21 protein-coding genes and 1 tRNA gene are annotated in these 10,541 nt (G+C 62.8%); 21 read left to right on the plus strand and 1 reads right to left on the minus strand.

The annotated features are described in order from the left end of the window. Positions 1 to 2 precede the first annotated feature (2 nt). From EZH22_RS24685 to EZH22_RS24785, 21 genes are all read left to right on the plus strand, one after another. Positions 3 to 404, plus strand: coding sequence for an HNH endonuclease (locus EZH22_RS24685; RefSeq protein ID WP_203196748.1), 402 nt, complete (start codon positions 3 to 5; stop codon positions 402 to 404). After that, complete coding sequence (locus EZH22_RS24690) at positions 401 to 595, plus strand: hypothetical protein (protein WP_203193017.1); 195 nt, start codon at positions 401 to 403, stop codon at positions 593 to 595. The genes EZH22_RS24685 and EZH22_RS24690 overlap by 4 nt, the downstream gene beginning before the upstream one ends. Beyond that, the gene (locus EZH22_RS24695) at positions 592 to 921 is read left to right on the plus strand and encodes a hypothetical protein (RefSeq protein ID WP_203193018.1); all 330 of its coding nucleotides are present in this window, start codon (positions 592 to 594) and stop codon (positions 919 to 921) included. Before EZH22_RS24690 ends, EZH22_RS24695 begins: the two co-directional genes overlap by 4 nt. Further along, a complete protein-coding gene (locus EZH22_RS24700; RefSeq protein WP_203193019.1) occupies positions 918 to 1,349 on the plus strand; it encodes a Lar family restriction alleviation protein in 432 nt (143 codons plus the stop codon). The genes EZH22_RS24695 and EZH22_RS24700 overlap by 4 nt, the downstream gene beginning before the upstream one ends. Then, entirely contained in the window at positions 1,339 to 1,668 is a 330-nt protein-coding gene (locus EZH22_RS24705) for a hypothetical protein (RefSeq protein WP_203193020.1), read from the plus strand. Before EZH22_RS24700 ends, EZH22_RS24705 begins: the two co-directional genes overlap by 11 nt. Then, positions 1,655 to 1,933: a hypothetical protein gene (locus EZH22_RS24710; protein WP_203193021.1), complete on the plus strand. Its 279-nt coding sequence runs from the start codon at positions 1,655 to 1,657 to the stop codon at positions 1,931 to 1,933. The genes EZH22_RS24705 and EZH22_RS24710 overlap by 14 nt, the downstream gene beginning before the upstream one ends. Continuing rightward, positions 1,930 to 2,394, plus strand: a complete 465-nt coding sequence (locus EZH22_RS24715) for a hypothetical protein (protein ID WP_203193022.1) — start codon at positions 1,930 to 1,932, stop codon at positions 2,392 to 2,394. The genes EZH22_RS24710 and EZH22_RS24715 overlap by 4 nt, the downstream gene beginning before the upstream one ends. Continuing rightward, positions 2,391 to 3,077 (plus strand): ASCH domain-containing protein, encoded by a 687-nt coding sequence (locus EZH22_RS24720; protein ID WP_203193023.1) that lies wholly within the window; start codon positions 2,391 to 2,393, stop codon positions 3,075 to 3,077. Before EZH22_RS24715 ends, EZH22_RS24720 begins: the two co-directional genes overlap by 4 nt. Next, positions 3,070 to 3,285, plus strand: a complete 216-nt coding sequence (locus EZH22_RS24725) for a hypothetical protein (protein ID WP_203193024.1) — start codon at positions 3,070 to 3,072, stop codon at positions 3,283 to 3,285. The genes EZH22_RS24720 and EZH22_RS24725 overlap by 8 nt, the downstream gene beginning before the upstream one ends. After that, positions 3,272 to 4,015, plus strand: a complete 744-nt coding sequence (locus EZH22_RS32030) for a hypothetical protein (RefSeq protein ID WP_231711132.1) — start codon at positions 3,272 to 3,274, stop codon at positions 4,013 to 4,015. Before EZH22_RS24725 ends, EZH22_RS32030 begins: the two co-directional genes overlap by 14 nt. Before the next feature lie 52 nt (positions 4,016 to 4,067). Continuing rightward, complete coding sequence (locus EZH22_RS24735; RefSeq protein WP_231711133.1) at positions 4,068 to 5,213, plus strand: RNA-guided endonuclease InsQ/TnpB family protein; 1,146 nt, start codon at positions 4,068 to 4,070, stop codon at positions 5,211 to 5,213. Further along, entirely contained in the window at positions 5,210 to 5,686 is a 477-nt protein-coding gene (locus EZH22_RS24740; protein ID WP_203193026.1) for a hypothetical protein, read from the plus strand. The genes EZH22_RS24735 and EZH22_RS24740 overlap by 4 nt, the downstream gene beginning before the upstream one ends. Before the next feature lie 302 nt (positions 5,687 to 5,988). After that, the gene (locus EZH22_RS24745; protein WP_203193027.1) at positions 5,989 to 6,660 is read left to right on the plus strand and encodes a hypothetical protein; all 672 of its coding nucleotides are present in this window, start codon (positions 5,989 to 5,991) and stop codon (positions 6,658 to 6,660) included. 2 nt (positions 6,661 to 6,662) lie between these two features. Further along, positions 6,663 to 6,908, plus strand: a complete 246-nt coding sequence (locus EZH22_RS24750) for a hypothetical protein (RefSeq protein ID WP_203193028.1) — start codon at positions 6,663 to 6,665, stop codon at positions 6,906 to 6,908. Continuing rightward, a complete protein-coding gene (locus EZH22_RS24755) occupies positions 6,895 to 7,779 on the plus strand; it encodes a hypothetical protein (protein WP_203193029.1) in 885 nt (294 codons plus the stop codon). Before EZH22_RS24750 ends, EZH22_RS24755 begins: the two co-directional genes overlap by 14 nt. Further along, a complete protein-coding gene (locus EZH22_RS24760) occupies positions 7,766 to 8,092 on the plus strand; it encodes a Lar family restriction alleviation protein (protein ID WP_203193031.1) in 327 nt (108 codons plus the stop codon). Before EZH22_RS24755 ends, EZH22_RS24760 begins: the two co-directional genes overlap by 14 nt. Further along, a complete protein-coding gene (locus EZH22_RS24765; RefSeq protein WP_203193032.1) occupies positions 8,089 to 8,451 on the plus strand; it encodes a hypothetical protein in 363 nt (120 codons plus the stop codon). The genes EZH22_RS24760 and EZH22_RS24765 overlap by 4 nt, the downstream gene beginning before the upstream one ends. Positions 8,452 to 8,669: 218 nt before the next feature. Continuing rightward, on the plus strand, positions 8,670 to 8,861 hold the full coding sequence (locus EZH22_RS24770; protein WP_203193033.1) for a hypothetical protein: 192 nt from the start codon (positions 8,670 to 8,672) through the stop codon (positions 8,859 to 8,861). Continuing rightward, positions 8,858 to 9,058: a hypothetical protein gene (locus EZH22_RS24775; protein WP_203193035.1), complete on the plus strand. Its 201-nt coding sequence runs from the start codon at positions 8,858 to 8,860 to the stop codon at positions 9,056 to 9,058. The genes EZH22_RS24770 and EZH22_RS24775 overlap by 4 nt, the downstream gene beginning before the upstream one ends. 40 nt (positions 9,059 to 9,098) lie before the next feature. Continuing rightward, positions 9,099 to 9,290, plus strand: coding sequence for a hypothetical protein (locus EZH22_RS24780; protein WP_203193036.1), 192 nt, complete (start codon positions 9,099 to 9,101; stop codon positions 9,288 to 9,290). After that, positions 9,290 to 10,366, plus strand: a complete 1,077-nt coding sequence (locus tag EZH22_RS24785; protein ID WP_333473630.1) for a tyrosine-type recombinase/integrase — start codon at positions 9,290 to 9,292, stop codon at positions 10,364 to 10,366. The genes EZH22_RS24780 and EZH22_RS24785 overlap by 1 nt, the downstream gene beginning before the upstream one ends. A 23-nt stretch (positions 10,367 to 10,389) precedes the next feature. Here the strand turns inward: EZH22_RS24785 and EZH22_RS24790 are convergent. After that, a tRNA-Phe gene (locus EZH22_RS24790) sits at positions 10,390 to 10,465 on the minus strand. Positions 10,466 to 10,541: the final 76 nt, after the last annotated feature.

Raw genomic sequence — 10,541 nt, forward strand, 5'->3', positions numbered from 1 at the left:
CCATGGCCCGCGCTGTTGAAGAATGGATTGCCACCAGCCCCGACGCGAAAATACCCGACAGGGTGAAGCTCCGCATCTGGGCTCGGGAAGAAGGGCGATGCTACCTGACCGGGAAGAAGATCCGGCCGGGCGACGCCTACGAGTTCGAGCACAAGCTCGCGCTTTGCCTCGGAGGCGAGCACCGGGAAAGCAACATCGCCCTCGCGCTCAAGGATGCCCACAAGGCGAAGACCGCCGAAGACGTGGCATTGCGCGCGAAGTCGGATCGCATCCGCAAGCGGCACCTCGGCATCCGCCAGCCATCCCACATGGCCGGCGCGCGCACGAGCCGGGTGAAGCGAAAGATCAACGGCCAGGTGGTGGACCGCGCCACGGGCGAGCCTATCGGAGGCAAGGGTCGATGAAGAAGCCTGATCGCGTCATCGAACTTCAGCGGCAGCTTAAGATCTGCCGCGAAGCACTTTTGAAGATCGAGCATGGCACCAGAGACCCAGCCGGCGTCGCGGGTGAGGCCCTGTACCAGATTATGCCGAACGACCCAAAATATCCACTTCAGGGCATCGTCGGCCATGAGCCCAAGAGGGTCGCGCGATGACCACCGCCTCACTCACCATCCACGACGACGAAGCAGGGCAGGTGATCATTGCCCCATGGACCGGGCCTGAAGGGGGCTATGCGCTCTGGCACAGGGGAGAGGTGGTGTGGAAGAGCGCCGATACGAACGGCGGCTGGTCGCCGTTGCCCGGCCCGCCGATGGAACGGGTGATGGTCGCCGGGTGGAGGCCAAAGACTCATAGAGTCGCTGGCTACTGGTGGCTCTACGAGGATGCGACCGACGCACACGGGCACCCGATGGAGCATCCGACTGCGACCATGTGGCGCCGGTTTCCCGCTCCTCCCACCACGGAGCCGCAGGGATGACCGACCTTCTGCCATGCCCATTCTGCGGCTCGCCTGCGCAGCGGTGCGACGTGCCGGCGGATATCGAAGATGAAAACGCAGGGGCGTCCTACATCGAATGCTCCCGGTGTTCGGCCTGCACAGCCCTGCATTTCGATCGCAAGGAAAACCTGGAGCGGTCATGGAACGACCGAGCGGCGATCATTTGGTGCGCCCATGTGCGCGGGCCGGACGATGTGGTCGCCTGCGCCGACTACGATGCGGCGGTGAAGCTCTGCGACGAGATCAACGCAGTCGCCAAGTCTGTCGCCCATCTCGACGTGATGTGCATCGCCTACCCGGCAGTGTGGCCGGGTAGCGCGCAGAGCCATGCTGCCGACCTCGCCCGCGACAATGGATATCGCAAGGCTGTCGTCACCAATACCCGCGAGAAGACCGATGAGCAGTGAGATGCAGGAGCGGATCGCGCGGGCGATCTGGGAAAGCCGCAACGGGAAGCCCGCGCCCGACAAGTATTGGGCGCATCAGGTCAAGGCGCTGCGCGAACTGGCCGATGAATTCCCGGAATACCCGCTGGGCGGGGATGGCGTCTCCGACGCATTCCGCGACGCCCTCGCCGTGATGAAGGCGATGCGCGAGCCGACGCCCGAAATGGAAAAGACCGGAGACGGGTTCATCGACTTCGGGTCCGACTTTACCGAGACGTGGCGCGCCGCTCTCGACGCCGAAATCACCCTCGCTGAAGGAGGCTCCCGTGACCGTGACTGAGGCTGAGAAGACCGTCCACGCTGTCAAGCAGCCGATCTCTAAAGTAATCGTCCGCTACGACGATTACCAGAACCAAGTCCAAGGCATAACCTATGTCGTTGGCGAGAATGGCGTGACGCGCATCGAGGCGTGCAAGAAGAACGGGGAATACTGCGACATCCCGTATATCAGGGTGTGGTCAGGAGGCCAATGCCTCGCTGAGTTCAACCAGCACCATCTGGCCGGCGTGTTCTTCGCCAAGAATAACCCGGAGCAAGAGCAATGACCTCTGATATCGACCCCAAGGCGCTGGCGCTCAAAGTGGCGGAAACATGCGACCGGATATCCGTCGAGGCGCCAGATGATGTGTATCTGTCCGTCTCGCTTTACGGCCCCGAAGCCCGCGCCCTTGCGGCCTTCCTGCGGGAGGCGGTGAGCCCGTGGAACTTTGATATGGATGCCGCCCCGAAGGACGGGACCGACCTTGATCTATTCGACGGTATCGGCGTCGTTCAAGGTGCGTTCACTTGGCCTCAATCTCTAGAAGAATGGTGGGAAACCGTAGGCGAGGAAGATGAGGTGCCGGACACCGAAGGATATCGAGAATATCTCGAAGGAGAGATGTTCGGGTGGATCGGCTGCGAGACGCTCAGCACGGATGTGCTTTACCTGAGCCCGATCGCATGGCGCCATCGGCCTAGTCCTCCGGTCCTCCCCACCCCTCCAGCAGCAGGAGGCGGGGAATGACGGACCGTCCGATCCTGTTTTCCGCGCCGATGGTGCGCGCTCTGCTCGCCGGGACAAAGACGCAGACGCGCCGCGCGATCCCCGAAGCCATGCAGGAGTCGTATTCCAATTACGACGACTGGTGCAGCAATGTATCTGCCGGCGTCCCCACCTCGCGCCAGTGGGAGCGCGAGTTCTACCTTGAACGCATCCGCATCCAGCCCGGCGACCGCCTGTGGTGCCGGGAGAACCACGCCATCTGCCCGCGCACCGCATGGGCGCTCCCGAAGACGGTTTCGCCAGATGATGCCGACTTTGCTGCCTACTATCAGGCCGACTTCGACCGCTCCGGCAAGCCTCGGTGGAAGCCATCGATCCACATGCCCCGCTGGGCATCGCGCCTGACGCTCTACGTCACCGACGTGCGGGTAGAGCGGCTGAAGGATATCAGCGAGGATGATGCGCGGGCGGAAGGTGTCGTCCAGCGTCCAGATGGCTGGTTCACGGTAATTGATGTGCAACGGGGGATGACCGGCGCTGCAACCCATGCCGTGGATTCCTACGCGATGCTCTGGGAAAGCATCAACGGCCTCGGCTCATGGACGCAAAACCCGTGGGTCGCCGCCTACACCTTCGTGCCGGTGCTCGGGAACATCGACACGCTGCCGGCGACGCTCGAACCAGCAGGAGACAGCGATGCGTGAGCAGAGAGCATTCGCGGCAGTGTACGCGACCAAATCTGGTCACTGCATCGTCACGCCCACCGTCCGTGGACTGGCGCAAGAGGCGCGGATCGCTGCCGGCATGTTCTGGAACGATGGATGGGAAGGCGCCAAGCGTCGGGGCTGGCGCATCCGCCCCGTCCTGATCCGCATCGAAGACGCAGAGGAGCCCAGCCATGACCGCCGCTGATCGAGACCGGGAAGCCTTCGAGGCGTGGGCGCGCGACCTCGGCATATCCACCGGGACGGATGACCAGGGCCGCTATGCGAACCCAACGCTCAACCACGGGCTGGCCGCGTACCTCAAGGGCCGCGCGGATGAAGCCCACGCCCGCGCGCAAGCCGGCGAGCCGGTGGCGCCCTTCCAAGCACGCGTCGATCCGTGGATGCAGGCGTGCTTCGGCCCTATCATCTCGGCCGACCGACTGGAGCGCGGAGACCGGCTTCTTGAGGAGGTGCTGGAGCTCCTGCAATCCGGTGGCTACCCGGCCGAGCGCGTCGCCGCCTTGACCGGCTACGTCTGGAGCCGACCGGCCGGTAAGCCCACGCAGGAGGTGGGCGGCGTGATGGTGACACTGGCGGCTTACTGCCTCGCCCACGGCCTCGACATGCACGAATCTGGCGAGACCGAACTCGCGCGCATCTGGACGAAAGTCGACAAGATCCGGGCGAAGCAGGCGGCGAAGCCGACCGGAAGCGCGCTGCCCATGGCGTGGCCCCAATCCGCCACCGCGCAGGAGCCGGTGGCGGTGCCGGCGGGGTTCGTGATGGTGCCGTTGAAGCCGACACATGAAATGGTAGATGTTGGCGAGAAGGCCCGATGGCAGTCCGCCGTTCGCGACGCCAACAACGTTCGCGAAATCTACGCCGCCATGCTCGCCGCCGCTCCCAAGCAGAGGCCGCACCATGGCGACCGGTGATACTAGGTCTACGAGCTTTCGGCTTTACCCCACGCCGGAACAATACGCTCTTATGGCGCAGTTCGCAGGCGCATGCCGGTACGTTTACAATCTTGCTCTAGAGCAGCGTCGAAACTGGTACCGTCCAGGGCGCAAGATTTCCTTCGCCAGCCAGTGCCGCGAAGTCACGCAGTTGCGCGCAGAGGTGGATTGGATCCGCGCCGCGCCGGCTGATGCGCTTCACCAGGCCATGCGTGATCTTGATGCCGCTTACAGGAGCTGGTGGGCCGGGCGAAGTGGACCTCCTCGCCCACGCAGAAAGAGTTCGACCGATAGTTTTCGATTTCCTGACCCTGAAAACTTCAGGATCAAAAGAACCGGCCGCTCATCTGGGAAGATCAAACTTCCAAAGATTGGCTGGGTTAGCTTTCGTGGATGGACAGATATCCCCGGCGCCCTGAAAAACGTTACCGTCGTGAGGCGGGCTGGAAAATGGTTTGCGTCAGTACAGCACGAGTATATCTTGACGCAAAGCGAGCCACCGCCTTCTGCCGTTGGCATCGACATGGGCGTCGCGGTCTTTGCCACGCTGAGCGACGGCACTTCCATTGCGCCAGCCAACCACGGGAAGAAGGCTCTACGGGCTTTACGCAAGGCACAGCGGGCACTCGCTAGAAAGAAGAAAGGATCGGCAAATCGTCGCAAGGCGGTTCTCAGGATCGCTCGCATTCAACAGCGGGTGGCGAACGCCCGAAAGGATTTCCTCCACAAGCACAGTACCGCGATAGCCAAGAGCCACGGCATCGTCGTTATGGAGGATCTGAAGGTGCGGGCCATGTCCGCATCGGCCAAGGGCACGGCTGAAGAGCCGGGCTCCAAGGTGCGCCAGAAATCCGGATTGAACAGGTCCATCCTCGACCAGGGGTGGCACATGTTCCGGACCATGCTGGCATACAAGCTGAAAGACCGCGGCGGAGAATTGATCCTTGTCCCGCCGCAGTACACTAGCCAGATGTGCTCGGAGTGCGGGCACATCTCCAGTGATAATCGCAAAAGTCAGGCGGCTTTCACTTGCACAAGCTGCGGCCACAAGGCCAACGCCGACTGTAATGCCGCGATCAATATTCTACGGCGCGCGGACAGCGCGTTGAAGCCTGTGGAGGGGCACCGCATTAAGCGGCCCGATGAAGCAGGAACCAGCCGAGGAGAGGTAGCATGAAGCAAACTGCATCATCGGCGCCGGCCCCGCAAACAGGGTCGGGGATTTCAGCCGTCTCCCCACCCGCCGAGAGCGGGGAGGTGGAGCCGCACCCTGACGATTTGGCTGTTGACCGTTTCGCGGCTGAGATGAAGGCCAAGCTGGCGCAGAAGCGCGCCGAGGGGCGGGGTGGGTGGGAAGACAAAGAAGACTGCCCCGCGCACCACCTGTCCAATCTGCTGCGCGATCACGTGGAGAAGGGCGATCCACTGGATGTCGCAAATTTCGCCATGATGCTCCACCAGCGCGGGGAACGGATCACTTCAATACATCTTGGTATTCTCCGTGAGAGCGGGGAACGGGTAGGCGCGCCCGGAAGCGAGGCTCCCTTTGCGGCAGTTGCAGAGGCTCGTGAAGACGCGAAGGGCCGGCTCGGGACTCTCAGGGAGGCGATGCGCCTGCGCAGGGAGCGCGAACAAGAAGGCGGGGGTTGAAAGATGCCTGCACAATTTTCGGCCGCGCGATTCCGACCTTTCGAATGGGCCTACGAGTGCCCGACCTGTGGCGCCGTGCACCCTATTCTCGAAACCGAGGAAGACGACGCAGGCGTGGTTTGGCCCGCAGCATCCGCGCGGTTCACCCGATGTGAACGCTGCGAAACCTTAGTCGAGATTGGCGGCGCGAAAATTTCCGATGTTTCCGGTTCTCCGTGGGTCAATGAATTCTAGGTGATGACATGACAAACCAGAACAATAAAGCGGCCCCCACCACAACCGCCGAGAGCGGGGAACGGTTCATGAGCGACAAGACGCGCCAGTTCGTAGAGCCGGTGCGCAAGATGCTCGCCGAGGGCATCAACGTCCAGGCGCTGGGCGACGCCACCAATCAGATTATCGAAGGCGCGTTCCAATCTCTGGTCGAGCATATCGATGAACTGGAGATGGACCTTGCGTCGCTGCGGACGGCAGTCGCCCTCGCCAGCACCCAAGCCCCGCAGCCGGGCGGGGCGGTGAAGGTCAAGGCGCTGGAATGGGTGAAATGTCACGCGGGGTATTCCGCTGAAGTTCCATTTGGTGAGTACGGATGCGATCTCGACCAAGACGAGGAAGTCGCGCTGTATCCTTGGATTTGCTCAAGCCCGGAGGATATTCTGGGTCACTGCGAAACACTGGACGAAGCCAAAGCTGCCGCCCAAGCCGACTACGAACGCCGCATCCTCGCCGCCCTCGAACCCACCCCCGCGCCGAGCTTCGCCAAGGGGGCGGAGGCGATGGACTGGCGCGAGCGCGATCTGGACCTGATTGCGGCGCACGAGAAGGTAGAAGCTTTCAAGGCCGGCGCGAAGGCGATGCAGTCGGACGCTGCGGCCTTGGCTGACAAGCTCGGCGAGGAATACTGCACAGCCGGATACGCGGCCAACAAGATCCGCGACCTCCCCCTCCCCACCCCGCCGGCAGGGGAGGGCTGACGATGAAGGTCACGTTCTTGGATATTGAAATGGACGACATGCAAAAGGCCCTGCACCTTGTCCGATCATACGTCACCAACGGTTATGCCGACGAAGGCAGGAATGCGCGTCGCAACGCCGTGATCTACGCCCCAAAGGCGAACGCCGCGCGCTGTCAGGGCGACGACTGGCAGGCGTCCGTCTGGGGAAATCGCAACCATGTGCGCGTCGCTTTTGCGAACGAGGAGGCCGACCATGGCCGGGAATGACGATCTGATTTCCGGGCCGGAGGCGACTTTGACGGAAAGTGCTTCAGTGGCGGCCTCGATCTCTCCCGAAGCTCGCGCGAAAGCCGATGAACTGCGAGCGTACGCAGCCCGCGAGATATCTGCCGCCGCGCAAAAGGAAGCTGAAATTAAGCGGCTAATGAAGGACCGAGACGATTGGCGTCGCGTCGCCCAAGGACAAACACCCGGCGGATCGGAGTTCACGACACCGGCCGAGGTTGCCGCCTATTGTGCAAAACTCAAAGAAGAGCACATCCGGACAATCGACAGTTTTAAGTCTCGTGCCGCCACCGCCCTCGCCGAGCGAGACGCGACGATCGAGCGGCTGACGAAGGGGCGGGACAAGGCGCGCCGATTTTGCTCCGCAGCCTACCACGATCTAGTCGGGCTGTTCGAAACGATCAAGGAGCACAAAGATCTATTCCCGCGCACGACGCATGACTTGATCGAAACTTCCGAGTTCATGAAGCTTGCCACCGAGGGCCTTGCGGACGGCACAGTTTATGACGATGAACTCTCCAAGGAAAAGACCCGCGCCACCACCTTAGAGCGCGAGCGGGACGAGGTGGCCGATATCGCCAAGAAGCTCACCATCGGCATGACGGACCTTGTAGACGCCAACATGCGCCTATGCGGTCAGCTCGCCGAAAGTCGGGCGGAAGCGAAGGCGGCACAAGGCGAGCGGGATGAGGCGAGGGCCGAGGTGGAGCGGGTATGGGGGGTTGTGTCCACCTTGGCGCATTTGTCCGATAGCTACAAAGGCTTGCCGGACACGCACCTCGCTTACATCTCTGTCGGCACCCTGCGCCGCGCCGCCCTCACCGCCAAGGGAGGCGAGAATGCAGAAGGGTGATCTGCTGCCGTGCCCGTTCTGCGAGTGCACCGTCATCCGTTGTTTCGAGGTATTTGGCTCGGGCCGGTACCGCGTCGACTGCAACCTATGCAATGGCGGGTTTGAAGCGAATAACCGGGAGCGGGCAGTCGCTTTGTGGAACCGGCGCTCCGACCGCGCCGGGCGCATTGCCGGGCTGAAGGAAGCAGCGGGGCTGGCCGACGAGCACGCCGCCGATGGTGCCAACCTTGACGAGCGTTCAGCTCTCTTGGTTCTGGCGCAAGCCATCCGCGCCCGGATCGCGGCCCTTGAGACGGAGGAGGGGAAGTCGTGAGCTACCTGAAAGCTGTTATCCCGGCCGCGCCATTCATCACGTTCTGCCGCGACGGCCTCCTCGCCAAGATCGACTTCAAGGACGGGAAGCTGGACTATTCGGGAGACCTTCCGATCAGCGATGCCGCGCGCATGCTCTTTGAGCAGCTTGGCCGAACGCTCCCCGCCGACTGGATGGACCCAGCCACCGCCCGCACCGAAGCCAGGAACGCGGCTCTGGAGGAGGCGGCGCGGCATCTGGAGGAGTACCGGGCGCCGCGTGAGGAGTACGGGCACGCCAAGGCGGCTGTCATGCTGGACGCAGAGGCCATCCGCGCCCTGATCGGCACCGATCCCACCACAGATAGAGGGGAGGGGTGAATGGCCTACGTCTGCGGCCAATATCCGTGCCCGTCTCCAGGATGTCCGCATTGCGACCCGGTGCTGACGCGCCAACCACCGTTCCCATGGAACACGGCCCCGCCGCCCGGACCAACTGCGCCACGCCTCGGCTGGGAATGCCCACACTGCCACAAAGTGCACGCGCCGTGGGTTCCGGCCTGCGAATGCGCCACAGCCCAGCGCGAGGAGGCGCCGTGATGCCGATGCTCGCAGCCTACGTCGCCATGCTCGTTTTCGACCTCGCCATCATGGCCGGAACTGCCTATGCCGTCTTCTGGCTGGGCTTCTCCGGCTGGTGGTTCGCGCTCGCCGTGCTGATCATCAGCGGATCCAGCCCAAAGAAGCTGTTCTGCCCGGAAGAAGGAAGCGAGGAGGCGCCTGAGGGATGAGCCAGATCCTCAAGATGATGCAAACGATGTGGCGCGAGATGGTAGACCCAGGCCCGGCCACCTCCAAGCATTACGATTTCATCGAGCGTTATGGGATGCCTCCGGGTCGCAGCTACATCGAGTGCCGGGGCCTCGATGCGCGCGGCCTGCCCAAGTTCAAGGTGAAAGCTCGGAGAGAGGAGGCGCCCCCGCCATGAGCCTCAGTGCTGACCAATCCCCCCTAGGGAGGATCTATACATGAGCCGACGCGCTGCTCTTTTCACCCAAGCCGATCTTGCTCGGGTGTTCGCTGCCGCCAAACGCATCGGCATGTCCGTGCGCGTGGATATGGCGCGGGGCGTGGCGGATGTGGTGCCCGTCGAGAACGCTCCGCATGAAGCGACGCCGCAGAAAGCCCCTGATGGACCGAAGCGGGTCATTGTGATGTGATGAACGCCATGCCGCGCCCACGCCCGCCGTACCTGCACCGCGAAACGACGCGCCATGGCGCCGTGGTGTGGTATGTCAGAAAGAATGACGGGCCGCGCATCCGCGTCAAGGGCGAATATGGCTCGCCAGAGTTCTGGGCCGCCTACCGGGAGGCTCTGGAAGGCCGCGCCGAGGTTCAAAAGAAGGCCAGCCCCCACACTCTGCAATGGGCTTTGGACAAGTACCGGGCAAGCTCGGCATGGGCAAGCCTATCCAACGCCACCCGGAGGCAGAGGGAAAATATATTCAAAGCGGTGATTGCGTCCGCCGGGAATGAGCGACTGTCGGATATTGACAAGGCCTCGATCATCGCCAGCCGGGAGAAGCGCGCCGCAACTCCCCACGCCGCCAACGTCTACTTGAAGGCCATGCGGTCCTTCTATGCGTGGGCCTGCGGCGACGGCGCCATTGTCGAGACCGACCCGACCAAGGGCGTGTCCCTGCTCAAGGGCAAGAACGACGACGTGGGCTTCCACACCTGGACTGAGGAAGAGGTTGCCCGTTTTGAGGCGCGCTGGCCCATTGGGACGCGGGAACGGTTGGCATTTGACCTCCTACTCTACACCGGGCTCCGGCGCGGGGACGCGGTGCGCGTCGGTCGGCAGCACGTCAAAGATGGAGTGATCTACATTAAGGCAGAGAAGACCGGGGAGGACTTGTTCATCCCCGTTCTTCCGCCCTTCGCTGCATCGATTGCAGCGGCGCCGACAGGCGACCTCGCCTTCATCGTCGGATCGGACGGCAAGCCCTTTGTCAAGGAGAGCTTCGGTAACTGGTTCCGGGAAGTGTGCCGGTCCGCCGACTGTCCGGGGGCCGCGCATGGGCTGCGCAAGGCCGGCGCGACACGGGCGGCAGAGAACGGCGCAAGCGACAAGGAGCTGATGGCCCTGTTCGGATGGACCAACGGGAAGATGGCGAATCTCTACACGAAGGCCGCCGACAGGAGGAAGCTTGCCGCAGCGGCAGCAGAACGGCTCCTGAACAAAAATCCCCCGCACCCTGTACCAGGTGCGGGAATGAAGGCAGAAAACACTTGATTTTCAATGCCTTAATAATATGATGGTGCCCAGGGGCGGAATCGAACCACCGACACTGCGATTTTCAGTCGCATGCTCTACCAACTGAGCTACCTGGGCGTCCAAGGGACAGCGTGTGTCTCTCGGAGCGGCGAGTGTATAGTGGCGAAGAGGCCGCCTGTCCATAGCCCGCGCC

The organism is Xanthobacter dioxanivorans, from assembly GCF_016807805.1.
Classification (GTDB): domain Bacteria; phylum Pseudomonadota; class Alphaproteobacteria; order Rhizobiales; family Xanthobacteraceae; genus Xanthobacter; species Xanthobacter dioxanivorans.